This window comes from Flavobacterium sp. CF136 (assembly GCF_000282055.1).
Lineage (GTDB): Bacteria > Bacteroidota > Bacteroidia > Flavobacteriales > Flavobacteriaceae > Flavobacterium.
Map to the genome: position 1 here is coordinate 1 of NZ_AKJZ01000108.1, position 25,714 is coordinate 25,714.

18 protein-coding genes are annotated in these 25,714 nt (G+C 35.3%); 11 read left to right on the forward strand and 7 right to left on the reverse strand.

Annotated elements, in window-relative coordinates; all coding sequences use genetic code 11:
- Positions 1–40: 40 nt before the first annotated feature.
- From PMI10_RS21115 to PMI10_RS21130, 4 genes are all read right to left on the reverse strand, one after another.
- Positions 41–490 carry a Tissue inhibitor of metalloproteinase gene (locus PMI10_RS21115; RefSeq protein ID WP_007811659.1) on the reverse strand — a complete coding sequence of 150 codons (450 nt, stop codon included), beginning with the start codon at positions 488–490 and terminating at the stop codon, positions 41–43.
- A gap of 334 nt (positions 491–824) precedes the next feature.
- A complete protein-coding gene (locus PMI10_RS21120) occupies positions 825–1,193 on the reverse strand; it encodes a hypothetical protein (protein ID WP_007811661.1) in 369 nt (122 codons plus the stop codon).
- Complete coding sequence (locus tag PMI10_RS21125) at positions 1,186–1,677, reverse strand: acyl-CoA thioesterase (RefSeq protein WP_007811663.1); 492 nt, start codon at positions 1,675–1,677, stop codon at positions 1,186–1,188. The genes PMI10_RS21120 and PMI10_RS21125 overlap by 8 nt, the downstream gene beginning before the upstream one ends.
- Positions 1,678–1,733: 56 nt before the next feature.
- Positions 1,734–2,315: a TetR family transcriptional regulator gene (locus tag PMI10_RS21130; RefSeq protein WP_007811666.1), complete on the reverse strand. Its 582-nt coding sequence runs from the start codon at positions 2,313–2,315 to the stop codon at positions 1,734–1,736.
- Positions 2,316–2,622: 307 nt separating this feature from the next.
- On the opposite strand from PMI10_RS21130, the gene PMI10_RS21135 reads away from it, so the two are divergent.
- Both PMI10_RS21135 and PMI10_RS21140 read left to right on the forward strand, forming a co-directional pair.
- Complete coding sequence (locus tag PMI10_RS21135) at positions 2,623–3,762, forward strand: Shedu anti-phage system protein SduA domain-containing protein (protein ID WP_007811668.1); 1,140 nt, start codon at positions 2,623–2,625, stop codon at positions 3,760–3,762.
- Positions 3,763–3,950: 188 nt separating this feature from the next.
- Complete coding sequence (locus PMI10_RS21140; protein WP_007811670.1) at positions 3,951–4,562, forward strand: hypothetical protein; 612 nt, start codon at positions 3,951–3,953, stop codon at positions 4,560–4,562.
- A 207-nt stretch (positions 4,563–4,769) separates the two neighbouring features.
- Here PMI10_RS21140 and PMI10_RS21145 read toward each other — a convergent pair whose 3' ends face one another.
- The 3 genes from PMI10_RS21145 to PMI10_RS21155 all read right to left on the reverse strand — a co-directional run bounded on the left by PMI10_RS21145 (position 4,770) and on the right by PMI10_RS21155 (position 8,823).
- The gene (locus PMI10_RS21145) at positions 4,770–5,771 is read right to left on the reverse strand and encodes an aldo/keto reductase (protein WP_007811672.1); all 1,002 of its coding nucleotides are present in this window, start codon (positions 5,769–5,771) and stop codon (positions 4,770–4,772) included.
- 89 nt (positions 5,772–5,860) lie between these two features.
- Positions 5,861–6,757, reverse strand: a complete 897-nt coding sequence (locus PMI10_RS21150; protein WP_007811673.1) for a helix-turn-helix domain-containing protein — start codon at positions 6,755–6,757, stop codon at positions 5,861–5,863.
- A gap of 119 nt (positions 6,758–6,876) precedes the next feature.
- Entirely contained in the window at positions 6,877–8,823 is a 1,947-nt protein-coding gene (locus tag PMI10_RS21155) for a glycoside hydrolase family 97 protein (RefSeq protein ID WP_007811675.1), read from the reverse strand.
- A gap of 445 nt (positions 8,824–9,268) precedes the next feature.
- Here PMI10_RS21155 and PMI10_RS21160 point away from each other — a divergent pair, with 445 nt between their 5' ends.
- The 9 genes from PMI10_RS21160 to PMI10_RS21200 all read left to right on the forward strand — a co-directional run bounded on the left by PMI10_RS21160 (position 9,269) and on the right by PMI10_RS21200 (position 25,702).
- Positions 9,269–9,826: an RNA polymerase sigma-70 factor gene (locus tag PMI10_RS21160; protein WP_007811677.1), complete on the forward strand. Its 558-nt coding sequence runs from the start codon at positions 9,269–9,271 to the stop codon at positions 9,824–9,826.
- A gap of 114 nt (positions 9,827–9,940) precedes the next feature.
- Positions 9,941–10,861 carry a FecR family protein gene (locus PMI10_RS21165; RefSeq protein WP_007811679.1) on the forward strand — a complete coding sequence of 307 codons (921 nt, stop codon included), beginning with the start codon at positions 9,941–9,943 and terminating at the stop codon, positions 10,859–10,861.
- Between the two features lie 62 nt (positions 10,862–10,923).
- Entirely contained in the window at positions 10,924–14,313 is a 3,390-nt protein-coding gene (locus PMI10_RS21170) for a SusC/RagA family TonB-linked outer membrane protein (protein WP_007811680.1), read from the forward strand.
- Positions 14,314–14,332: 19 nt separating this feature from the next.
- Positions 14,333–15,868 (forward strand): RagB/SusD family nutrient uptake outer membrane protein, encoded by a 1,536-nt coding sequence (locus PMI10_RS21175; RefSeq protein ID WP_007811682.1) that lies wholly within the window; start codon positions 14,333–14,335, stop codon positions 15,866–15,868.
- 204 nt (positions 15,869–16,072) lie between these two features.
- On the forward strand, positions 16,073–17,899 hold the full coding sequence (locus PMI10_RS21180; RefSeq protein ID WP_007811684.1) for an alkaline phosphatase: 1,827 nt from the start codon (positions 16,073–16,075) through the stop codon (positions 17,897–17,899).
- A gap of 929 nt (positions 17,900–18,828) precedes the next feature.
- A complete protein-coding gene (locus PMI10_RS21185; protein WP_007811686.1) occupies positions 18,829–20,397 on the forward strand; it encodes a peroxidase, FMP-type in 1,569 nt (522 codons plus the stop codon).
- 91 nt (positions 20,398–20,488) lie between these two features.
- On the forward strand, positions 20,489–21,982 hold the full coding sequence (locus tag PMI10_RS21190; RefSeq protein ID WP_007811688.1) for a ferritin-like domain-containing protein: 1,494 nt from the start codon (positions 20,489–20,491) through the stop codon (positions 21,980–21,982).
- 40 nt (positions 21,983–22,022) lie between these two features.
- Entirely contained in the window at positions 22,023–24,320 is a 2,298-nt protein-coding gene (locus PMI10_RS22275; protein WP_007811690.1) for a hypothetical protein, read from the forward strand.
- On the forward strand, positions 24,317–25,702 hold the full coding sequence (locus PMI10_RS21200; protein WP_007811691.1) for a radical SAM/SPASM domain-containing protein: 1,386 nt from the start codon (positions 24,317–24,319) through the stop codon (positions 25,700–25,702). Before PMI10_RS22275 ends, PMI10_RS21200 begins: the two co-directional genes overlap by 4 nt.
- The last annotated feature ends 12 nt before the right edge of the window (positions 25,703–25,714 follow it).

Here is a 25,714-nt window from a genome sequence, read left to right on the forward strand (position 1 = left end):
TCAGTGCAGAGTGGTTTAGTTTTACTCCAAGTTTTAGATTTTAAAGGTAGTTTTTTCGGTTTACCAACCTTTTAATTTTTCGTAATTCTCCTTCACTATAAAAATTAGTTCTGGTGCAAATGTCTGTTGATAAAAAATCCACCTTTCCCCACAGGGTATATTCTGTATAAACTGAATAAATTATATACTTCTCTCCAATTTTAAAATTAAATCCACAATCACCATTTCCAAAACCAGTATATACTTTCATTGTGTCTGTTATTGCTTTTCCTTTAATTCTTTCAGTTACTAGAATTTTATATTCCATCATCTCAACCGTAGAGGATGAATCCAATTTGATTTTGGTCTTTTCAGCTGATAAAACGTTTCCGACAAAAACTGCATCAGAAGCTTTAATTACATGTTTAATTTTACTCTTTCCAATACAAGTACAAGCGAAAGAAAAAGTTGAGAAAAGACAAAAAAATGTTAAAAGGGCATTTTTCCACATAAGTTTATTTTTGAATAGGTTGTGTCATATAACAAATCATTATTATGATCTATTTTATTTAGTTCTTCTAGGGCTTCGTCTTCTCCAGCTAATCAATGTTCAAAAAAATGAAAGATATTTAATTTTATAGATGGTTAATTCTTCCATGCATTAGCTTTCTTTTTGACTAATATAGCAATATCTCTTTTCTGAATAATCAATAAATATAATATTTGGTCTTATTTATTCGAGAGTTTCTTCAAATTATTTAAAAAATGATTCGTAAACAAGTTTTTAAGGTTAACCAACAAAACAAACCTCCAAAGTTATTGATTTTGAAGGTTCTTTGATAATTTTACATACCGGGAAACTGCTTCGGATCATAAAAAAACTTTTCTTCCCTTATAAGTTCATCATCCCATTTTTGATAGGCAATTTCTTCAATTTCAGAAATACTGCCATTTTTCCATTCAAACCGAAAAAACCATTGAATAATAACGTAATCACCATTTATAAAATACGGACGAATGCATTTGGATACTAATGAGCTGACTTTTAAAAGTGTGTTTTTTTCGTTAGCCACAAGAAGGTCTCTGCCTACTCGTGGTTCTGACTGATTTTCCTGCATTGAAGCATCAGCAGTATAAAATTTTTCAATTGCTTTATCATGTTCATTGGCCTCGACCATTGTGATAAATTGCTCTAGTGTTTCTAATTTAGGCATATATTCCGGTTTTTAATTTTTGAATAATTTCTAAATATCTATTTTCAAAAATGGATTGATCGACAGGTACGACAATCGATTGAAATAGTTTCATCAAATCATCAGAATGATTTGCAGCTTTTTTTGCTTGTATGTTGTATGGAACAAATTTTATCCATAGAATTGCTTTTAATTCTGTTTGATTTTCATTCCACATTTTCATTTCAACCAGCAGAAGGTTATCCGTGTATTGAATCAGTTGGGACTCAATTAATACTGTTTCCATCGTAAAGGCCGGTTTCAAATAACATATTTGATTAGATGCAACAACCCAGCTAAGCCCTGTTGTCTGCATGTATTTAAATACATCAAGGTCATAGTGTTCTGCAATTTGGTCTTCGCGGGCATTAATGAAGTATTCCAAATACTTTGAGTTGTTTAAATGATTAAAAGGATCGCAATCCTGAAACCTGACTTTTCTTTTTGTCTTTAATATTTTTTCCATTTTCTAAAATATATTTATGTCACATACCAATCGGTATTTAACGGGTTAAAATTTTTTTATTTCCTGATGCTGTCAATTATTGTGTTATCTATAAAGTCCATAGCAGTAGTAATGTATGTTTGGTCATTATGGGTAAATGCCAGAAGTGAGCTTCCTTCAATTAGTGATAAAATTATTTTAGCATATTTAACCGGATCGGTATTTTGCTGAATTTCATTATTAATAATCCCTTCATTGATAATATTAGTCAGGCCGACAGTAAATTTTTGAGATAAATTTTGTGCTGTTCTAAATAATAACGGATTGATAAATTTTGTATCAACTCCTGCTCGTAACATAGGACAACCACCTCTGTCTTTGACTAAATCATAATAGCTGCGCTGATAATCTGTTATGGTATACAGTTTATTTATACTACCTTCTTTAGTTGCTATTAGTTTGAATAAGGGTGTTATTGCCAGATTTATATTTAGTTGAAATGACTTCAATGCTAAATCTTCCTTGTTAGAAAAATTGCAGTAAATAGCACCTTTTGTAAGGCCGGTTGCCTTTGTTATGTCGCTTAGGCTGGTTCCAATATATCCTTGTTTGTTAAAAATAGGAGCTACTTTATCTAATATAAATTCGGAAGTATTCATGGATTTGTGTTTGAAATAAAAAGATTCAGAACAAATATAATGATAAATACCGATCGGTATTTAATAAATGTAAAAAAATATTCAATCATTAAGATGTCAGCAAAAGGGAAGGAGCGATGCAGTTAAATGAACTAGTTTACTGCTAGCCACCCATCCAAGAATATTTAATGTTGTTGGGTAATATGTGAAATAAATAATATATGATTAAAATTATACATATCTACTTTGATTTGGGTAGCTTTGTGTGATTTGTCACACATATAAATAAGTTGTAGCTAATTTTGAACCAGAATCAATAAACCAACAAATGAACAGAAAAAATAGACTTTCAAAATGGAAAAAAGATGAAAAATATCCCTTGGCATTTGAAAGTCCTATGGATTCTGATTTTGAAGAATTTTTAAACAAAAGAAATAATTCACAAGCAGATAAGAAGGTCAGTCTTGGTTCAAATTTCGATTTAATGAAAATGACCCGAGAATTAATCTTTGATATAAAAAAAGGAACACCAATATTTCATTATATCTGTCCAATGTTAGAGACAAAAGGACTTCAATTAACCTATAACCATTTAATTGATAGTGTATTTGAAGGAGGCAAAAAAGATATTGAAAGAGATGTTATAAATACTCTCGGTCTTGCAGTAGCTCTAGAAGTGCCGATTTATCCGAACAATGAAAAGGTTGAAAAAGAACTCTCATATTATTATCAAAAGCTAATCGAAAATGGATTTACTGCACCAGATGAGAATGGAAATGATGTCAAATTGGTTCCTATTAATTCAAAGAAAATGGAAGATTTCAAAATTGATAAATTTTCAAAAATCGATTTAACAAAATTCTGGTCTCCTACCGATTTATTAATTCTAAAAGAAGTAATTAAAGACGAATTCCTAAAATTAAATAATGCACATCGTACTTTAACAATGTTAGAACTTGCAATTAATCAATTGAAAAATCTATTAGACACTTCAGAGAGAAATGAAAATAGTCTTCAAAAATGTTTAACAGAGAATCCAATATTACTTGGTCTTGAATACGCAAGAATAATTCCGAAACATAAATTAGGCTCTGAGTTTGAAGTTGACTATGCCCTAGAAAAATTTAATGGATTAATTGACTTAATGGAAATAGAATCTAGTACACTAAGTATCTTCACCAAACAAGGGAATCCTTCTAGTTATTTAGTTCACGCAGAACAACAGGTCATTGACTGGCTCGATTGGATTGAAAAAAACAACTCCTATGCTAGAAACGGTCTTGAAGGTTTAATATCACCTAAAGGATTTGTGATAATTGGGAGAAATTCTAGTCTTACGGATAAAACAAAATTTAGCTTGATTAGAAGAAACAAAGCTTTTAATGGAAATATTTCAATACTGACATATGATGATGTTTTAGCAAAAGCAGAAAGCCTCAGAGACATATTGAAAACAGAAAAAAACTAGCTACAACAGATACTACAACTGATTTGGGCAATTGGCATAATGGAAAGATGGTTTTGTATTTGGGATAATTTGGCAAATCCGAATAATGGGCTTAATTTAGTCCCAAACCCGCTGTAGTACCAGAACGTTGTCAGACATTTTGACAAAAACACCTTTAGAAAATCCTAGTAATTTATAATTTTAATAAAATGACAAATGTTAATGACCTAAACGAAAATCAACAAGGCTTTTTAAATACGTTAAAACAATTATCAGACGAGGAAAACAGATTAAAATCAACATCTACATATAAAATTTTAGATGATTTATCAGATGTATATGTTGAACTTGGCATAGCGAAAGCAACTATCAAGAGTTTAGAAATTACTTCTAAAAATAAATTAGCAACTGAACAGTATAAAGATTTAATTGATATATATATTTACATACACAAACTGCTAATTAAAACTCCAAAAGATAAAGCGTTTATTGATGCAATTGAATTTATTAGTGCCAATTTTAACGAACAAGCTTTAGACTATTTAGAAACTTATGCTTTTAATAATTGTGAAGAACGAGTATTTGCGCTAAAATTTCTTTTATTTCAAGCACTTATAAAAGAAAGAAAACAATTAATTCTTGAGAAAATAAGATATGATTTTAACAATTTCGATGAAAACACAAAAGAGTTTGTAAAAGAATATTCAGCTTTGTTGTTTCCAAATGAGAGATTAGAATTTGGTAGAAATCAAATAAGTTTACCTGTATATGATTTTACAAAAGAGGTTCAAATAAAAAAATGGTGGGAATTTTGGAAATAAAAAACGCCTGCCAACAGCTACTCCAATGGATTTGGGCAATTGGCTTAATGGAAAGTTAGTTTTGTATTTGGGATGATTTGCTTCGCCTGTTCGCTATCGCTCGGGTGGCAAATCCGAAGAATGAGCTTAATTTAGTCCCAAACCCGCTATAGTACGCACTATAGCGTGAGTGGACTTTAATTATTATCAGTTTGCTATTCAAATGGATCAGTGGTTTACCATCTTCATTGCTCCTTCACTATAGCGTTCGCCAACTATAGGAAATCGTTTGATCAGTTCATCAATAGCTGTAAGATCAGCACTTGTCAGGTTAACTTCAATTGCACCTGCATTCTCTTCCAGATAATTTCTTTTCTTGGTACCCGGAATAGGGATAATATCGTCACCCTGCGCTAATACCCATGCAAGGGCAAGTTGAGCGGGTGTGCAACTTTTGGTGGAAGCAAAGGCAGCGAACTCTACGATAAGTTTATTGTTGTTAGCAATATTTTCCTTCTGATAACGAGGTAGAGTTTTCCTGAAATCATCGCTCGCAAGCGTGTCTATATTTAGTTTATTGGTAACCAGACCCCTCGCCAAAGGAGAATAAGGAACCAGTGAAATACCAAGCTCGCGGGTGGTTTGTAACATCTCATTTTCTACATCCCTTGAAAGCAGTGAGTATTCACTTTGCAGTGCCGCAATTGGGTGTATGGCATGTGCTTTTCGTAAAGAATTGGCAGAGACCTCACTAAGTCCAAGGTAGCGTACTTTTCCCTCTTTTACCAGATCGGCCATTGCGCCAACGGTTTCCTCAATCGGGATATTTGGGTCAGCCCGGTGTGCATAGTAAAGGTCAATGGAGTCAATTTTCAGGCGTTTCAGGCTCTGTTCAACTGCAATTTTCATCCAGGCAGGAGAACCATCAAAATACGTTCCTGAAGAACTGCTGGGGCCGGCAACACCATCCTTAAAACGGAATCCGAATTTCGTTGCGATGAATACCTTATCACGGTTTGGTACGAGGACCTTAGAAATGAGTTCTTCATTGGCACCATTGGCATACATATCCGCCGTGTCCCAAAAGTTGATGCCCAGGTCAAGGGCTTTCTCCAAAGTTGCTAAACTTTCTTTATTGTCTGTAGGGCCATAGGCGAAGCTCATGCCCATGCAGCCAAGGCCAAGCGAAGATAAACGCTCGCCTGTTGTTCCGAGTTTTCTGTATTTCATTGCTATCAAATTTTGTTCTTACAAAGGTAGACATGAAGAAGAATTCTGACTTATAGCCATCAAACAGATTGTTATAAAATTCAAACAAGCTACCTCAATTGGGTAGGTGTCAATCCGGTATGCTTTTTAAAGAAAAGGGTAAAATAGGAAGGATATTCGAAGCCAAGGCTGTAGGCAATATCGGCTATGTTCCAATCGGTGTGCTGCAATAAGGCTTTAGCTTCTTTAATGATGCGCGCAGCGATATGAGCAGTTGTAGTTTTGCCGGTGACCTCCTTTACTGAGCGGTTAAGATGATTGATATGTATGGATAAAGCAGTGGCATAATCTGCAGGATTTTTCAGTTTGAGTATGAGCGCAGGGGAATCGATAGGAAACTGTCTTTCGAGCAATTCAAGAAATAAAGCGGAAACCCTGGAAGAGGCATTGGTATAGGTCTGAAAATTTGTAGCAGGAATATTTTTCATGGCCTCATGGATAAGCAGGTGCAGATAGCTGCGCAGAACATCGTACTTATGTGGATAGGTTGAGCACATCTCTGACTGCATCTTCATATATATAGCCGAAAGTTCTTTCAATTGAGTTTCGTCAGGAAAGAATATCGGGTTACAGCCAATTTTGAACAAAGGAGAGTCCTGCAAACTGTTTATACGTTCGCTATGCTGAATGAAATCTTCGGTAAAAAGGCAATACCAGCCTGATTGCTTTTCAGACCCTGCTTCCCAGGAATAAGGTACCACGGGATTGGAAAAGAGTAGTGCCGGTTGATCGATCTGTATCCACTTGTCGGCATAATAAATCCTGCCCTTGCCAATGATCAGGGAAACCTTATAAAAATCCCGGCGGCTGTACGGACTTACCACTGAGCAGGTCTCTCTGGAGAAAACATTAATATGGCCGATGCCTGCATTATTAAGTGGTACACGTGTCGGTGCGTGGCCGGGTAGTCGTTTATAAAAATCGCTTACGCTCTCTGCTTGTTTCATACCGTAAATTTATAAAAATAAAACAAACGTCTAATATGAATATTTTCGGTTAATACAGATTAAAATGACTTTTTCAATATTTGCGTAATTTCTTGTTATGTAATTAAAAGTTTAGTTTTTTACGGCATAAATATTACAGTACCGCCATTTGCTGAAAGCTTTAGATTGTAACTGGTATTATTATCAAATTTCTTGTTGTCAAATTTAGATTCCGCTCCTTCACCATCTTGTATGATATTCGTTTTTTTACCTTTAAGCATAGGTAAATTTACAGTAATCTCTTTTTCCTTTTTCTCGCCATTGATAGCTGCGATATACCATTTTTCACCTTTGCGACGGGCTATAACACAGTATTTACCTGGATAACCGTCAATTAATAGTGTTTCATCCCATACGGTTGGTACTTTTTTAAGAAAATCAAATAAATAAGCCGGTTTCTCTTTTAAATTTTCAGGTGTTAATCCCCAATGCTGCACAGCTGAAAAAAACACAACAGCCGTTGCCATCTCAAAAGCATCTGTAGTCCTGCGTATTGTGCCTTTGTCAGGATCACGGTTTAGACGTTTATTAAGAAACACGGGACCAAAATCCATAGAAGCTACAGCATTTCTGGTAAAAGGGTAAATCGTAGCAGTTGATGCATATCTATCGCTGAAGGATTGTTGAAAAACCAGATTCTCAGAAGCCAGTACTGCTTCGCTGGTCATAAAATTAGGATACATTCTTTCCCATCCGCGAGGCAGGGTTGTGCCGTGAAAATTTATACTCAATCCAAAAGCTGCGGCATCGGTAAGTATATCCTGGTAAAGCTGCATTGTGGCTTGTTTGTCTCCGCCAAAAAAATCTATTTTTAGTCCTTTTACTCCAATTTGCTGCAGCCATTGCATTTCTTTTAGACGGGCTTCATGAGTATCCATTCTGTCTTTTGGTGTCTGCGGTGCAGTATTCCACTGGCCGTTGGAATTGTACCACAACAGTACGCTTACATTTTTAGATTTAGCATAATTTACCAGTTCGGCCATTTTTTCTTTTCCAATATTAACGTCCCAGAGGGCATCAATCAGTATGAATTCACATTTGAGGGAGGCCGCCAGATCTATATAAGTTATCTGATCATTATAATTGCAGCTTGCATCCTGCCATACAATCCAGCTCCAGCTCGCACGGCCGGAATCAAATATTTTTGATGAACTTACAAGAGGTTTTACAACATCGGTTGCAACCGTAGATTCAACAATGGGTTTTAAACTTTTTCCAAGCGTAATGGTTTTCCATGAAGTCTGCATAGGCAATACTGCTGTGGCTGTGGCTGCTCCTTTATTATTGTTTTCACCCTCCTGAGGGAATGTGACTGTATGTATTCCTTCTGCTGAAGCATCACTTAATCTTGTCCCAACATAATTACCGCTGACACCGGTCTCAGAAATTAGCAACCATCCTTTATCAGCCAAATGAAAAAGTGCAGGATAGGTATAACCCAGTCCATATTGTGATTTTGTGCCTACAGGCTCTTCTCTTGTATATTCTTCTTCATAAGATGGTTTTGTTTTTTCATAACCGCTTAAAGGCGGTGCCTGCGGTGTAATAAAAGCAGTTGCTCCTGCAGGAAGTTTAAAACCAGTTATTTCTTTGTCAACAGTACAATCGGTAGAACTTTGTCTGTTTTTTGGAATAAAATAGGTAAATGCCACATCGGTATTTGTGATCCTGAAAATAATATTTATAGTGTCATTGGCAGTATTTGTAAATAGGCATTTTATTTCATTGGCCTGATAGTTTACATGACTTATTTTAGAGCGGTTCAAATTATAGGATTCTTTTATCTTTCCGGTGGTGTGACTGATCATTTTAAGTCCTTTGGAAAAATCTCCTGCTGAACTTATAAGGCCGAGAGGTGATTTGTCCAGAAATTCATCTTTTAAGTAAAATACAGTATAATAGGCAGAACCATTAATTACCGTTATGTCGAGTTTTATATTTTTATCAGGACTGCTGGCAGAAACAGTCTGGGCATGCAGAATATTAGAAAATAAAATAAAAAAAAAACTGGTTACCAATGCTTTCATAAGCTGTACTATTTTTATGAGGTTATTATAATTTAGGTTTTACACAAAAGTGCAGTTAGTAAGTGTAAAAATAACACTTTTTTATTTGTTGACCTATAATAATAAATTCGGCTGCCATTGATGGATCTCAAATTGAAATTGTAAAAAAATAACAGGAATAAATCCTTCTGTTGAATTAAACGAACTTCAGCAATTGGAAATCTGAAACATATTATTAACATCCACTGCTGAATGTTAATAATATGTTTAGTAATGCAGTGATTTTATTAATGTAAACGTAACCTTTTAAACCTACCCACATATCTAATTTTGGAGACATAATATAAGAACCCAATACTTGTATATATGTCGTTTTTTAGAATAAGAATACATCGCAAAAAAACAATTAAAATAGATGTTTCAGTAAACATTATTTGTTTGATAACTACTGCAAAAGTGATGTGTAATGTATAAAAAATATACTGACGAGGAACTTGTTGAATTATTGAAACAGGGAAAAGACAGGGCATTTGATGAATTATATTTTCGGTATAGAGATTTACTCGTTCGATTTGTATATGTGAGGATGAAATCTGTTCCTGTATCTGAGGAAATTGTTCAGGAAGTTTTTACTACTATCTGGGAGCGGCGTAAAACGTTAGTCATTCAAAAGAAGTTTTCGGCATATATGTACACTTCAGTACGTTATGTAACTTTAGATTACATAAAATCAAACACGCTTACAGATCAGTTTATAAAAGAAGTTTTTGATCGGAATACCGTTATTGAGAACAGTAATAATACTACTGAAGAAGCTATCTATCATGATGAGCTTCAGGAGCTGGTTGATAAAGCAGCTTCATTACTGCCTAAGAAAGCCAAAGAGGTTTTTATCCTAAGCCGCATTAAACAGTATACAAATAAAGAAATAGCCGAAGAGCTTAATGTTTCGCACGAAACTGTGAAATATCATATCTCTTATGCTTTGAAATTTATGCGGTCTTATTTGGGCGAATTTAATTAGTAACAAATCCTGGACAGGAAGCGGTTTTTTTATTTCTTAACATAAGCGTAACCTGAACCACCTACCTGAAATCTGAATTCCTAAGACATAACTATAAAGCAATAAAAAATTATAATGCCTGAGAAATTACATCAAGATATAAAACTTTTTTTAGAAGGCAAGACTTCTTTAAAAGGGCAAGAAATGTGGAATAATTGGTATGACCATCCGGAAAGTATAAACGAGAATGAGGTAATTATATCATCGGATACTTCAAAATTAAAAAAAGAAATCCGGGCGATTAAGAAAACGAATAAGGTGATTTTTCTAAACAGTAGAAATTGGATGATGGCAGCTTCTATTTTACTGGCAGCAGGGTTATTGGGTTTCTTCTATATGTCATCAGAAACAATTACTACGAAGCAATATACTGCCGGACTGGGGCAACACACAATAGTAACTTTGAGTGACGGAACCAGGATATGGCTTAATGCAGGAAGTTTTTTAAAATGCCCAAGCAGGTTTAAAGGAGACACCCGCGAAGTTTATTTAACCGGTGAAGCTTTTTTTGATGTTGCCAAAGATAAAAAACATCCTTTTATTATTCATACCGATAAAATGGATACCAAAGTATTAGGTACAAGTTTTAATATACATGCCTATCCGGGACAAGCAACACAGGAAGTTTCTGTTTTGACAGGAAGGGTAAACGTAAAATCAACTGTAACAGATGAGAATGTTTATGTAACACCTGGCCAAAAAGTTGTTTTTAAATCAAAAAACAGCAGTCTGCATGCCTTCAGTAATATTCCTATGAATTCAATTTCGCTATGGCGAAAAAATATTATTGTTTTCGAGGACACTCCTTTACCGGAAGTAATTGCAACAATTAAGCGCAATTATAATATTACTGTTGCTGTTGAAAATAAAAATCTAAACAACCTCAGGATAAGTGCTTACTTCAAAGAACTTCCTGCCAATCAGGTTATTGGATTAGTATGCAATATTATTAATGCTAATTATAAACTCGAGTCGGGAGTTTACAGGATTGAGTAGCCATTTAAAAAAATGAAATAGTAAAAAACAAAATATTCAAGAAATAATCAAAACTAAAAATTATGAATGAAAAACAAATGCGGTACGTCGCAAAGAGTCAATGCATTAAAAAAGGTTTATTGACACAATTGATTCTATTCACTGCTTTATTTTTTGTCGGATTAACAGCAAAAGCCGGGAATATTGATATTGGTAAAAGAATAACCTTAAAAGTTGAAAATGAAAACGTAAAAAATATTCTTCAAAAAATTGAAAATCAAGTTGATGTACATTTTATGTACGAAGCAAATCAAATTAATACAAATCAAAAGATTAGTTTAAAACTTAACAATGTAACGCTGGAGCAGGCACTGGATAAAATCTGTACCAGTTTTTATCTAAAGTATGAGATTATAAATAACAATATCATCATTAAAAAAGATCGAAAAGTCAGTGATGCTGAACAAAATAAAATTACTGTTTCCGGAACTGTTTTTGGCAGCGATGACGGAATGCCTTTACCGGGAGTAGGAATTAAAGATAAAAGTTCTGATGCAACTGCAACAACGGATTTTGACGGAACTTTTACGATAGAAATCAACGCGTCCGAAGCGACACTTCTTTTTTCCTATGTTGGTTATATTACACAGGAAGTTAAAGTTACTCAGACACAAAAGAATCTAAGCGTCAAATTAACAGGAGATGTAAAACAGCTGCAGGAAGTTGTGGTAATGGGATACGGGAGTGTAAAAAAGAACGAAGTTCTGGGGGCTGTAGGGGCTGTTTCTATGAAAGAAACCTCAAGCAGGACTTATAATTCTGCCGCAGAATTATTGCAAGGCACAGTATCCGGTGTTACGGTTATTAATAATGGTGGTGACCCAACGAGTGAACCTACAATTAATATTCGTGGTATTGGATCATTAAATGCAGAAACGCCTTTGATTGTTCTGGACGGAATTATCTACAGCGGATCATTAAATACAATTAATCCAAATGATATTGCTTCTATAAGTGTTTTAAAAGATGCCGCTTCTGCAGCCATTTATGGAGCCAGAGCCTCCGGAGGTGTAATTTTAATTACTTCTAAAAGAGGAACTTCTGAGCGTATCAATGTAAACGTGAATTATCAGGGCGGTTTTCAGAATGTAGCCAAAAAGTTAGGGGTTTTAAATGCGGCAGAATATGCAGATGCCATGAATACGGCAAGAGACAATGCCGGATTACCCAGGATACCAGCTTTTGATCCTGCATTTGAGCCTACTGCCAGAACGACAAAAACGAACTGGATGGATGAAATTTTCCAAACAGGTGAAATTCATGACTTGTCAGTTTCGGTAAATGGTAAAACAGAAAAATCTAATTTTTTTCTTTCAGGAAGTTATCGTAAAAATGAAGGTATTTTATTGAATACTTTCGGAAGCCGTTATACAGCAAGAGCAAACTCTTCTTTTAAACTTGCACCAAATTTTACAATAGGAGAGAATTTGACTTATTCGTTAACAGACGGTCAGAGTGCTAATACTACAAATGCTTATACAGGAGCGATTTTAGGAGCGATTTTTTACCCTCCAAATGCGACAGTATACAGAGAAGACGGCTCCGGAGCTTTTGGCGGAGTACCTGAAAAATATATAGGATCTTACGGAGACGTCATAAATCCGGTAGCCTATTTGAAAAGACTGGATAACAGCAATCCTATTTCTACTATTTTGATTAATCCTTATGCCGAATGGGAGATTATAAAAGGCTTAAAAATCAAATCGAACTGGGGTTTCACAAGAATTCAAAATGATTCAAAAGATTTTACGGTAAAAATTACAGAGCCGGGAAAAATATTTGATTTCAACAGATTAACACAATCAACTTCTACAACAACAGATTTATTGAGTGAGCAAACGCTTTCTTATGATAAATCATTTGGGAAACACAATTTCAAAGCTTTGGCAGGATATACGTTTCAGGATACTAAAAGAGAATTTTACAGCGTACAGGGAACTGGTTTTGACAGTGAAGATCCTTCGCAGCGTTATTTGCTAAATGCTAAAGTAGTACAGCAGTTAGGAGCGGGATTATCAGAAGAAATTATATCTTCTTATGTTGGAAGGCTGAATTATGACTTTAACCAAAAATACCTATTCTCAGGAATTGTTCGTCGTGACGGGACATCAAAATTAATTTCTGCAAACCGATGGGAAGTTTATCCTTCAGTATCAGCAGGCTGGCTAATCTCGGAAGAAGGATTTATGAAAAGCATTAGTTCAACAGTAAACAGTTTAAAACTGCGTGCAAGCTGGGGACAAATAGGGAATTTAGGAAATTTAGGACCATACCAGTTTAGCGTACCGCTAACGCAGACTTCTGCATTAATCGGATCTGCTCCGGTAATTAATTATGGTTATTCGGAAAGCGAATTATCAAATCCTGCTTTAAAATGGGAAAGCTCAGAACAAACCAACGTGGGTTTAGATTTTAGTCTTTTCAATAGCAGTCTTACAGGATCTGTAGATGCCTATATTAAAAAGAACAAAGACATGTTGGTCCGTGATCAGTTGCCTGGACTTTCAGGAACACCATTAGGACGAATTGTAAATTCCGGCGATGTTGAAAATAAAGGTATTGAAGCAAGTCTTAACTACCAAAAAACACGTGGAGAATTTAAATATGATGTTACTGTTAATGCAGCATTTTTAGATAATAAAATTGTTTCGATCAAAGATGGTTTGACTTCTTTAGAACCGCTTAACTTAAGCAGAGTACGTAGTTTGCCTTTAGCAAATATTTACCAGGTAGGAAGTCCTGTTGGTGCATTTTACGGATATTCAACCGATGGATTGTTTCAAAGTAATGCCGAAGCTAAAGCATATGTAAACAATGCAGGTGTTGTTTATCAGCCAAATGCAGTTGCCGGGGATATCAAGTTTAAAGATGTAAACGGAGATGGTGTAATTAATAACAGCGACAGAGTAGTACTTGGAAATCCTTTTCCAAAAACAACTTACAGTTTAAACACCAACTTCAGATACAAAGGATTTGATATGAATATCTTTTTAAACGGAGCAGCAGGTAACAGTGTTTTTAATGCTGTGAAATATACTGGTTTAAACGCTTCTTTCCCTGGATATAATTTGCTTGCAGAATCGAAAGATGCCTGGTCTCCGCAAAATACAGGATCTACAATACCAGTACTTTCGGCCACAGACAACAATAATAACTTCGGAAGAATCTCTGATTTTTATATTGAAAATGCTTCATACTTAAGATTAAAAAATGTTTCTGTTGGTTATACCGTAAAAGACAGCTGGTTGAAGGGAAAAGCTAATTTGAGATTCTTTATTTCTGCACAAAATCTTTTCACAATTACCAAATACTCAGGTATGGATCCGGAAGTAGGACTTAACAACTTCGGTTTGGATTTAGGTAAATACCCGCTTTCCAGAATTTATATGACAGGTGTAAATGCAACTTTTTAAAAAATAAAAAACAAACAAAATGAAAAAAATTAGTATTCTATTATTGAGTTTTTCAATGCTGATAAGTATTTCAGCTTGTGAAAGTGAACTTGATCTGGTACCGCAGGGAGCTCCTTCGAGTGGGAATTTCTGGAAAACACCTGCAGATGCAAAGGCAGGAGTAAATGCTATTTATGCTTTGTACTCTGATGATAATATGTATGGACGCGGTTTTTTCTGGCTGAATAATGCAAGTGATGATATCGGAACTAAAACAAGACAAAATGCGGAGCGCATCAAAAATTTTATTGTTGATGGATCTGAATCTGATACTAAGGATATCTGGAGGCTTCACTATGAAGTCATGAAGCGTTGTAATGATGTTATCCGTAATATTCCAAATATTAGTTTGGACGATAAAACGAAAAACATGATGTTGGGAGAAGCTTATTTTAATCATGCCGTAATGCATTTGGAGTTAGCCTATCGTTATGGAGATGATCGTGCCGGGATTCCGATTCAGGACAGAAATGACCCAACAAATGTATATGTGCCGCGTACTAAAAATGTGTCTGAAAATTATGCTTATATCGCAGCCGATTTAATTAAAGCGGCTGATTTGTTGCCTTATTTTAGTGAACTTACAACAGACAATTACGGACGCGCCCATAAAACTGCTGCCTGGGCGTATTTAGTACGTACATATTTGTATGCAAAAGATTGGGACAATGCTATTAAATATGCCAATATGATTGTGGCAAGCGGTAAACATGCCTTGCTTCCTAATTTTGAAGATGTATTTAAAATCAAAAATAACTGGTCATCAGAATATATTTGGTCTGTTACTTCAAGTGCAGAAAATACTTCTCTGGGTTCTATTTTCCCGGGCGTATGTTTAGAAGATAAAGGATGGGGAGTTTACAACGGCTGGGGGAATTTTTATCCAACCAAAGAATTATTCGATGCTTATGATCCTGCTGACAAAAGACGCAGTGCTACGATTTTACAAAAAGGAGATCAGTTTATGTATTTTGGTGAATTAGCGACTTTTAACGAAGGTAAATATGTCGTGAGTTCAAGTAATAGGACAGGGTATCAGTTTAAGAAATATATGGAGCCTTTCGGTTACCCAAAAACAACTTCTGGCGGTATCGACATTCGTTATGTAAACGCCAATGGGGATAAACCTTCAACAGCTCTGAATGTACCGCTTTTACGCTATGCAGATGTTATTCTAATGTTGGCAGAAGCAAAATTAATGAAAGGTCAGAATGCCGATGCCGAAATAAATATGATTCGTAACCGTGCAGGTCTGGCAAGCATTACAGGAGTAACATTGACAGATTTAAAAAGAGAAAGACGCTGTGAACTTGCCGGAGAATGGACAGACCGTCATTTTGATTTAGTACGCTGGGGTGATGCGCAGGCGGCATATGCAAAACCTTTGCATCACTATAACGGAACAGTAATTTATCCTGCCCGTAATTTTAACCCTGCAATTCATCATGTATGGCCGATACCGCCAGATGAGATTGCAGTAAGTAAAGGAGCTTTGTTTCAAAATCAAGGCTGGTAATTAGTCATTTAGTTTGTGTTTGTTTTTTTTTACGCTGCAGGCTTTTGACGGGTCTGCAGTTGTAAAGAAAAAAACGATTTATAGATAACCTGATAAACCAGTCTTTTATTACGGACTGGTTTATATTTTAGAGTAATAACAACAACTTAAATTCATCTTCTTGAAGTTACCTACGGCTTTTAGGATGAATAAAATATATTTTAAATGAAAAAAATAATCCTCCTTTTTTGCCTCCAATTTGGTTTGCTCACGCAGGCACAAGAATACAGTTCTGCCAATATTCATTCTCATAATGATTATGCAGGCCCACTGCCTTTTTATGAAGCTTATGCTAATGAAACAGGTGTTATAGAAGCAGATGTTTTTTTAGTAAAAAACGATTTACTGGTTTCTCATACTTTAGAAGAAATTAACCCCAATAATTCGCTTCGAAGTCTTTATCTGGAACCGCTTTTATTGAAATTTAAAGCCTTAAACGGTAAAGCTTACAAAAGTGACAAACCATTAATCCTGATGATTGATATTAAGTCTGAAGCAGATGTTACTTTAAAAGCAATTGTGGAGCAGTTAAAAACGTATTCCGATTTGATTTCAAACAAAAACTTCAAAGTTGTGATTTCTGGGAACAGGCCATCTCCATCAAAATGGAGTGAGTATCCGGCTTTTATTTATTTTGACGGAAGGCTTAAAGAAACATATACTGCACAAGAATTGTCACGTGTAGAAATGATCAGCGAAGATATGAAAGATCATACTGCCTGGAACGGTAAAGGCGTTTTGACCCATGCAGATTCAGAGAAAATACAAGCCATAATTAAAGAAGTGCATAATCAGAATAAAAAAATCAGATTTTGGTCTACTCAGGATAATGTAAATACCTGGACGACTTTAATGAACCTGCATGTTGATTATATTGCAACAGATAATACTTCGGCATTAACACAATTCATTAAAAACATAAAATCAACTTTCTATCAAAATACCGAGTTTTACGACACCTATGTTCCCAAAAACGGATCGGTGTTTCCTAAAAACAAACACCCAAAGAATGTAATACTTCTTATTGGTGACGGAATGGGACTGAGTCAGATTTATGCTGGTTATACAGCTAATAAAGGAAGATTAAATATGTTTAATATTCCGACTGAAGGATTTTCGATAACGAGTTCTGCAGATAGTTATATTACAGATTCGGCTGCGGGAGCTACTGCTATGGCATCAGGACATAAAACCAACAATCGATTTATAGGTGTAGATGAAAAAGGAAACCCCTTAGAATCAATCACGGAAAAATTGGCTAAAAAGAATTACAAAACAGCCATAATTTCGTGCGGCGATATTACCGATGCAACCCCAGCAGGTTTTTATGCGCATCAATCTGACAGAAGTTATAATGGCGCTATTGCGGAAGATTTTTTATCTAATCCGTCTGATATTTTAATTGGAGGTGGACCAAACGAATTTAAGTCCCGAAAAGATGGTAAAAACCTTGTTGAGTTATTACAGAAGAAAGGGTATACTTTTTCAGATAAATTCAGTTCGTTAGATACAATCAGCAATAATCGTTTTGTAGTGTTAGAAGATGCTGCAGTAGTTTCCAGAAAAAACGGAAGAGGGGATTTCTTAGCCAAATCATTATTAAAAGCCACAACAACTTTCTCAAAATCTCCAAATCCGTTTTTTATTATGGCAGAAGGTGCGCAAATTGATTATGGCGGACATAGTAATAATGTAGAATACGTGGTTCGGGAATTGTTAGATTTTGACCGTCTTGTAGGGCAGGCGATGGAGTTTGTAGATAAAAACCCGGAAACATTATTGATTGTAACGGCTGACCACGAAACCGGCGGACTTTCTTTGATAGATGGAAGTATAGAAAAAGGATATGTACACGGAAGTTTTAGTACCAACGACCATACAGCTGTAACAGTTCCGGTTTTTGCATACGGACCAGGAGCTCAAAATTTTATGGGAGTTTATCAAAACATCGAAATTTACAGTAAAATAATGCAGTTGCTTTCTAAGAAGTAAAAACTTTGAAAAGAAAGAAAACTGATTTATAATTCCAGATTAAATAAATACCATGTATAAAATAATTCCAAGTTTAGTTTTATTGTTAAGTTGTATGTTTTGTTTTTGGACAATCAAAGAATAAAATTTCGGGGATTGTTTTTGTTGATACTAATAAAAAAGATATTCATGAAAAAGATGAAGTAACTGTTTATAATGTTTTGATTTTTAATTTAAAACAAAATAGATTCAGAAGGGAATATAGCATTATAAAAGTAGAAGGCAATACTGTTTTTGTAATTTAGCCTACAGGGTATATTTCGAAGAAAAACAAACAAAAACGAGGTTCAGTTTTATGTTCCTTTTTACGAAACAAAAAAGAGTTAAGATATTTTAATAAATATCTTAACTCTTTTTTGTTTGCACATATGCTGAGAAGAACCAGACGATAAAATCCTGGGGTTACTATGTTTAAATCATTCTGTGAGTTGAAAGCGTAAATATGTAAGTCTGCAAATTAGCTGTTTTGTTTTACAGATACGATAGAATCCAAAAGGACCTCCACATAAAATATATTTAAAAACAGGTAAAAATACCTACTCATTTTTTGAAATTTTACTTTACTATTGTAAGAATAAAATTCCAAAAAAATGTAAGGCATTCTAATATATAATTTTAAATCAGTTAAAAAACCGAAGTGTTTTTTAGAAGTTAATTATTATATCTTTTAGTAACATTAAGCTAAATAACGATCTGTTTAATAAGTAGTTGTGTTATGTTTAGTTTAATAAAAAGCATACAGGAAATTTTGCATGCAACTAAAAAGCCGTTGAAGGAAATCAAAAAGAATTGGAACAGGCTGTTGGTTTGATGAAACAGCTATTAGATTCTCAATACAATGCAGACCTAACTTTTGAATATACAGATTATTAATTTTAAAAAACGATATTATGCTAAAACGTAAAAACACTGAAGATGAGATAAATTTATCTCAATTAACTGCAAAATCGGTTGAAAAGGGAAAAGAAGTATTATTGGGAGCTGCTCAGAAAGGCAGCACAGGAATATTAGAGAATTTGATGAAAGGGTATGGAAAACTCCTAATCGAGGATCCAATTAGACCCTTTAATGAAAATGACCTGCAGGAAATTGTAAAGAATGTAGACTACGGTGTTTTAAAAGTATTAGAAGGTACCTGGGTTAGCTATAATAACAGTAATAATGATCAGAGTAAAAGTCAATTAATCGGAAGTGGGGTACATACTACCATTATGCCATCGCCAGGTACAAATTCAGGAGGTATTCCAGGGAAATATAGTTTCGAATGTGAAGAGTATATAGAAAAACTAACATTTAATTTAGTTCCGGGAGGAGTTCGTAATCGAGGTGGAGGAAATGAACAATTTTGTGGAGCTGTTAAATACGATCAAAGTATTAAAAGCGTAAACAGTGTAAAAGGTCAAACAGCTTTAAAATATACTCCAATTCACGAGGAGACCGGTATGTATTTATGGCTTAGTGATGTATTTAATTATGCAGCCACCGAAAAATCCATTAAAGAAGATCGTGGTATACACGCTATAACACCAGATAACCCGAATAAAGATTTATATAAAAGCGGATACCAGGACGAAACACTGTTTCTGGTTGTAAATGATCAGGGGCAAAAGGAATATGTAACTCTTGAAAATTTAAATGGACGACCATATTCTGAAATTATTGCATCCAAAGAGCTTAAACCGGGAGCAGGCCAGACAGGCCCGTATTTTATACCAGATTACTCTATTTCCCGCAGTGGCGTAATTCCGCATGGAAGTACAATAACTTTATTAGGGGACGTGGAGCCATCAGCAAAGCCGGTTAAAAAAGAATTACCTTATCTGGCAGATGGTGCGCCACAATTTCCGGAAGGTTATGCGGCCTGGGACTACGACCATCTTTCAATTTCGAAAACTATGGGAGGTGCCGATGCAAAAAATGATCCCATAAACCTTGATGCGCCTGCACCTGCATGGGTGTCCGAAAACCTTGACAATACGAATGACCCCAGAGAAAATAAAATCTATACACAGCGAATACTTGCTCATGATTTATATCCATATTCCGTAAGACCTGATTTACGATTACGCGATTCCAACAAAGGAGAAAATATAAAAAATCATATACTTATCCAGATGTCATCCAAAAATAAAACAGGAGCACAAGGAGGTATATTAAATGTTCCATTCGTAAATCGTTTTGTACCTACAGTCGAAATGAATATGAGAATGTGGATTGAAACGGTTGTAGAAGACGAAAAGGAAATCCTTCAGCTGCAATACGAACAGGTTATATTTTTTGAATTTGCTTTTGGAGATGATGGCGGTACCACGAGCTGGCCGCATATACAGATAAATACGCTTCGCAAAATAGAAGATGTTCCTTTTGATCAGAGACGTTTAATTGAAGAGCAATTTTCAAACTCCGGTAAAATTGAATCTTCTGCACCGGCTTCAGAATGTCCTCATCATAAAGAGTAAAACTTTTAAAAAAAAACTCTACGGTGTTTTGTATAGAAATACCGTAGCTGTTTAACCTCTAACAATTACAGATTTAACTAAATAAGATATTATGAATTTCAATCCAAAAAGAGACCATTTTATTTCACCAATATTAGAATGGGCAAAAGCCAATAATGATCCAAAAGTGAACGCTGCAAAAAATATGTTTATGGCTAGTGATAGTCCTATAAGCACTTTTGATAATTTAAGCAGTGCAAAACCTTTTGAGGTGCCTTCCGAATTTAATGGAAAAGACTACATTACTATGCTGCTTCAGATAGACGCCGAAATTGAGCAAGGCCTTATGTTGCAGTATCTTTACGCTGCCTATAGTATGGGCGGGGCTCAAATTCCGGAAAAGTATCAGGAAAAAGTGCATACCTGGCAAAACATAATTTTGGGTATTGCCAAAGAAGAAATGGGGCATTTCATCTCAGTTCAAAATGTATTGAAAGTGATTGGAGCCCCCTTAAATTTCGGAAGAGAAAGTTATCCTTGGGACAGCCCTTTTTATCCTTTTCCTTTTACTTTAGAAAAATTTTCTCTTAGTTCGCTTGCTAAATATGTATATGCAGAAGCTTCTTCTGACTGGCTGGAAAGTGATGATCCTTTGGCGGCCGAAATTAAGAAATCTGTAAAAATAACCGTAGATGATCCGCATACTGTTGGGGCATTGTTTATAGTACTGCTTCAATTAATTAATGATCCGAAAGTAATCTCGGATGAAACTTTTCAGGCCGCAACTTATAACTGTCAGGCTAAGTTTGATGAATGGGGTCGGGGATATACCGGAGGTAACAGAGGAACGGACGGAAAAAGTATTTATACAAAAAGTCCCGATGTATTAGTTGCGCCATTATTATCTCGTGATGATGCTTATAATGCATTGAATGAAATAGCTGAGCAGGGAGAAGGTTTAGATACAAAGGATACTATGCCATCTCATTTTGAGCGGTTTTTGCATATTTACAAAGAGTACAAAGAGATATTGAAAGAACATGATAAGTTTGAACCTTCCCGTAATGTAGCTACTAATCCTTATGTAGGCTCAGAAACAGATATAAAAGTGAAATCCGGATCTGATATTCCAAAGGAAGAAGATCAAGGTGATAAAATCACAGATCCACAAACAATACTTTGGGCAAATTTGTGTGATATTCGTTATCGATTATTGCTTAATTTCCTAAATCATAGTTTTTTATTGGATAACGGTTATAATAATTCGGGGAATTCTTCTCCTCGTGGTATGATCATCAATTCGGCATTTGGAGAAATGTATAATTTGAGAAGCCTGGCTACGATCTTAGTTCAGTCTCCTATAGCTAAAAACAGCAATAAAATGGCCGGACCTCCATTTACACTCCCTTATACATTTGATCTGCCTTTCGGGGAACATAATCGATGGAGATTGCATAGAGATCTTCTGGAAGCATCAAATAATATCATAAAGGAATTAAAGAACTTTAAAACTCAACCTCATATTCAATATTTGAATGGATTACAGGAAGCCGATCAAAAACTGCTGCAGGCAATTGTAAATTTAACACAAGATAATCTGGTATAATTTCAAATTAATTCAATTAAAATATTTAAAATACTACGATATGAAAATTATAGAATTAAGAATTCTTCCGCCCATTGCAATTGGCAGATTAGGAGAATCAAATGAACCAATGGCCGCGTATGATCTTGAATTATCAAAAGAAAAGCCGCTTGACTATAGAGAAATCATTCCAAAAACGACTTTATCCGTAGATCCCATTACAGGAGAAATTATAGCTCATGATCCTATAAATATAAAATTCAAAGATGTTTCAAGTCTGGCGAATAGACATGGGAAAATACATCCCGTTTCACCTTTTCTGGAAGTGTTTGCCATAACAGATCAAAAGCCGGACGAATTAGTGCCCCTTACAGAAGAATTACTTGTTCAGTCCGGATTAAGCCTGAAAGACATCAGTTGGGATGTAAATGTTGCTAACATAAAAATATTCAGAAGAACCACGGATATAAATGATAAAATGGCAGCAGTAATTACGAACATTAATTCACACGAACTGAAACCATTGTTAGCTGAGTGTAACAACTTTCTGAAGAATAAAAAATTGCCGTTAGGATCTGTTCAGTATATAAAACCAACAAAAGAGTTTCCAGGATTAAGATTGCGATATACACCTGCCGGAGGTAAAGTGTATGGTTCAAGTTTATATAGAAAGACAGGTACTGGTGAAAAAGATATAGAAGAGGATCCTACTTTTAAAAATGACGAAAACCTAATATTATATGATATAACCAAAGGTAAATGGCAAGGTTACAAAGAAGGCAGTGTTCCTAATATATTCTACACTGTTCCGGCACAAATTTTTGCCGGTTATTCTTATACAGATGATAAACAACAAACCTGGCAGGTAAGCTGGGGATATATTGATGATGAATGTGATGGTTTTGTAACCGTTAAACTAAAAGTTTCAGACGAAAAAACATTAACAGCCAAAGCACATATTAGTGCCGGACCTCCATCTTTTGCTCCGGATACTTTGCCAATTCGCGTGGTGTCTGATGAGTTAGAGCAAATTATATTAAGCACAGAAATAGAAGGAGAAGTAAGTATAGAAGAAGCCGAAGAAATCATTCGCAGGGCTTTTGAGACCATTCGTATGATGAATACAACGATTATGAATGGGAATAGTTACGAAGGCAAACAAAATGTGGCCAGCACAATGGTACGTCAGAATACAAATGATTTTGGACGTTTTTTTGAACCTATTATGGCAACCTCCCTTGTCGATAATCTTGCTTTGCAGATGTTACACGAAAGAGTGTTTAACGGGTTAAGTTCAGGTGCATCGCCATGGTTTGGTGATTTATTGCGAAAACCTACAGAAATAGGTGATTTATCAAGTAAAGCGCTTCGAAAAATGCCGGCATTGATGCGTGGGGCCGACGGCAGGTCGCTTACTTTTACCTATCGACAAATCAATATGATTATAAAGGCGGCAGCTACTTCCATGTTCAAGGATACTAATCCGGATACGTTGCCAGTATCCTATGGTTCACCATTGAAAGCCACAAATTTAACGGCACAATTGCATTATAGAGGAACTGGAAATCCTATTGCTGTTTTGCCAAGAACAGCAATTTCGAATTGCTTTCCCGGATTGGAATTTGATTTTAGAAATCTTTGGAGAAGAGCATTTAACGGAATTGTACTTATTGAAAATAATAATTATGTACTTGAAGCTACCGATCCAAAACTTGAATATTTAAAAGGACACCGATTGGTAGCTATAGAAGGTAAACCTACAATGGTACAAACATTTGGGCCTGTTTTTCCGGATGGTGATAATGTGCCCTTAAAAACAGATGCGAATCCGAATGGTGTTTCCTTTATGGAATGGTCAAATTCTATGGTTCATGTTTTGCAAAAACAAGGGCAAGAGGTAATATGTCATTTTACAGCAGAGAAATCAAATGAGGAAGTAGTGGTTGATTTAAAAAAATTGGATGATAAGGAAAAGTATATTGAAGTAAAATTAACAGTTAATAAAATATTCGACGGCAATAGTGCAGCATTTTCAGATACTATTTTACAACCCGGGGAATTAACTCAGGGCTTGTGTGCGCCCTGGCAAAATGACTACCGTGAATGTTCCTGTTATTATTGGGCAGCCAGCAGACCAGATTTTGTAAATATTGTTCCGGATGAAAATGGTTTGAGCACCGGGGATTTATGGATGTCAAAAAAACGAACAGGATCCTATATTCCGGATGATTGGCAAAATTCAAGATTGATTTCCTATCAGGATCTCTTTGAAAATTGGCAAGGAGAACTCAATTTTATTATTGAAGGAAAAGATGCAATAGAAAGTACCATAAAACCCAAATCAACAAAAAAGAAATGATAGAAGCTGTTGATAGGTTCGCCGAAGAGAAAAAAAATGTGCCAATTGCAACTAAGTTGGCACAAATGATTGTTCCGCAATCCAGACCGCGTTCTGCTAAAGCGCATTTAGTAAAAGGAGGACAATCGACTCAGATTTTTATTCCAAATGGAAGCCGGCTTTATACTATTTCTCAGGAAGTAGAACAAAAATTAGCTTCTTTAATGGATAAAAAGGATGATAAAGGCCTGCAAAAGGAGCTGATTCTTTTGGGACTGGATGCTCCGGAATATATTACGGATGAGCCATTACAGAGTCCTCCATTACATGCTTTATCATTAGCAATAGCTCAAAAATGTAATATGGGGTGTACGTATTGCTATGCAGATCAGGGTGATTTTGGAGGACCAACAAAAAACATGTCTTTGGAAACTGCTTTTAAAGCCATCGATTTATTATTAAAAGATTGCCCGGAAGGAGGGAAAGCGCAGCTTACTTTTTTAGGAGGAGAACCCCTGATTAATAGGCAGGCAATTAGAGAAGCTACTGTTTATGCCGAAACAATTGCAAAGAAAAAACAGATACAGGTCAGTTATTCCATTACTACAAATGGAACTTTGGTTACAGAAAGTGATGCTGTTTTTTTTGAAGAATATGGTTTTTCGGTAACTATTAGTCTTGACGGAATAGGTAAAGATCACGATCTTAATCGCCCAATGAAGGGAGGCAAGGGAAGTTATGATACAATCATAAAAAACATTCAGCCTTTATTGGCTTTGCAAAAAAAAATGCAGGTATCCGCGAGAGTAACAGTTACTCCGGAAAACACAAATCTTCCGGCTGTTCTGGACGAGTTTATTCAAATGGGTTTTCATGGTGTGGGCTTTTCTCCTTTGTTGAGGTCCAGCAACGGACAAAATGAAATGAACCAAGAGCAGCTTGCTGTCATGTTAGAAAATATGATTGCTTGCGGACTTAATTTTGAGAAAAATGTATTAGCGGGAAAACGTTATCCTTTTTTGAATATGGTAAATGCATTGAAAGAAATTTCCAAAGGAACCCATAGACCTTACCCATGTGGTGCAGGTGCAGGTTATATGGGCGTATCTGCAGATGAAGAATTATTTGCCTGCCATCGTTTTGTAAACGAAGATGTTGGAAAAATGGGAGATTTAAATAAAGGAATACAACCTGATTTGCAAAACAATTGGCTTGCTTCCCGACATGTAAATACGCAAGAGCCTTGTTCACAATGTTGGGCCCGTTATCTTTGTGGGGGTGGATGTCACCATGAAGTAATTGAAAAAGGAAGACCTGCCTGTGATTATATAAGATCATGGCTGTTTTATACCATACAAGCGAATGAAAGATTATCACGATTAAAACCCAATTGGAATAATTAATTGTAAATGAAA

What these genes read in the sequence shown, in the direction of transcription:
- PMI10_RS21115 (WP_007811659.1), bottom strand. Translation starts at nt 490, where the DNA reads ATGTGGAAAAATGCCCTTTTAACATTTTTTTGTCTTTTCTCAACTTTT.
- PMI10_RS21120 (WP_007811661.1), bottom strand. Translation starts at nt 1,193, where the DNA reads ATGCCTAAATTAGAAACACTAGAGCAATTTATCACAATGGTCGAGGCC.
- PMI10_RS21125 (WP_007811663.1), bottom strand. Translation starts at nt 1,677, where the DNA reads ATGGAAAAAATATTAAAGACAAAAAGAAAAGTCAGGTTTCAGGATTGC.
- PMI10_RS21130 (WP_007811666.1), bottom strand. Translation starts at nt 2,315, where the DNA reads ATGAATACTTCCGAATTTATATTAGATAAAGTAGCTCCTATTTTTAAC.
- PMI10_RS21135 (WP_007811668.1), top strand. Translation starts at nt 2,623, where the DNA reads ATGAACAGAAAAAATAGACTTTCAAAATGGAAAAAAGATGAAAAATAT.
- PMI10_RS21140 (WP_007811670.1), top strand. Translation starts at nt 3,951, where the DNA reads ATGACAAATGTTAATGACCTAAACGAAAATCAACAAGGCTTTTTAAAT.
- PMI10_RS21145 (WP_007811672.1), bottom strand. Translation starts at nt 5,771, where the DNA reads ATGAAATACAGAAAACTCGGAACAACAGGCGAGCGTTTATCTTCGCTT.
- PMI10_RS21150 (WP_007811673.1), bottom strand. Translation starts at nt 6,757, where the DNA reads ATGAAACAAGCAGAGAGCGTAAGCGATTTTTATAAACGACTACCCGGC.
- PMI10_RS21155 (WP_007811675.1), bottom strand. Translation starts at nt 8,823, where the DNA reads ATGAAAGCATTGGTAACCAGTTTTTTTTTTATTTTATTTTCTAATATT.
- PMI10_RS21160 (WP_007811677.1), top strand. Translation starts at nt 9,269, where the DNA reads ATGTATAAAAAATATACTGACGAGGAACTTGTTGAATTATTGAAACAG.
- PMI10_RS21165 (WP_007811679.1), top strand. Translation starts at nt 9,941, where the DNA reads ATGCCTGAGAAATTACATCAAGATATAAAACTTTTTTTAGAAGGCAAG.
- PMI10_RS21170 (WP_007811680.1), top strand. Translation starts at nt 10,924, where the DNA reads ATGAATGAAAAACAAATGCGGTACGTCGCAAAGAGTCAATGCATTAAA.
- PMI10_RS21175 (WP_007811682.1), top strand. Translation starts at nt 14,333, where the DNA reads ATGAAAAAAATTAGTATTCTATTATTGAGTTTTTCAATGCTGATAAGT.
- PMI10_RS21180 (WP_007811684.1), top strand. Translation starts at nt 16,073, where the DNA reads ATGAAAAAAATAATCCTCCTTTTTTGCCTCCAATTTGGTTTGCTCACG.
- PMI10_RS21185 (WP_007811686.1), top strand. Translation starts at nt 18,829, where the DNA reads ATGCTAAAACGTAAAAACACTGAAGATGAGATAAATTTATCTCAATTA.
- PMI10_RS21190 (WP_007811688.1), top strand. Translation starts at nt 20,489, where the DNA reads ATGAATTTCAATCCAAAAAGAGACCATTTTATTTCACCAATATTAGAA.
- PMI10_RS22275 (WP_007811690.1), top strand. Translation starts at nt 22,023, where the DNA reads ATGAAAATTATAGAATTAAGAATTCTTCCGCCCATTGCAATTGGCAGA.
- PMI10_RS21200 (WP_007811691.1), top strand. Translation starts at nt 24,317, where the DNA reads ATGATAGAAGCTGTTGATAGGTTCGCCGAAGAGAAAAAAAATGTGCCA.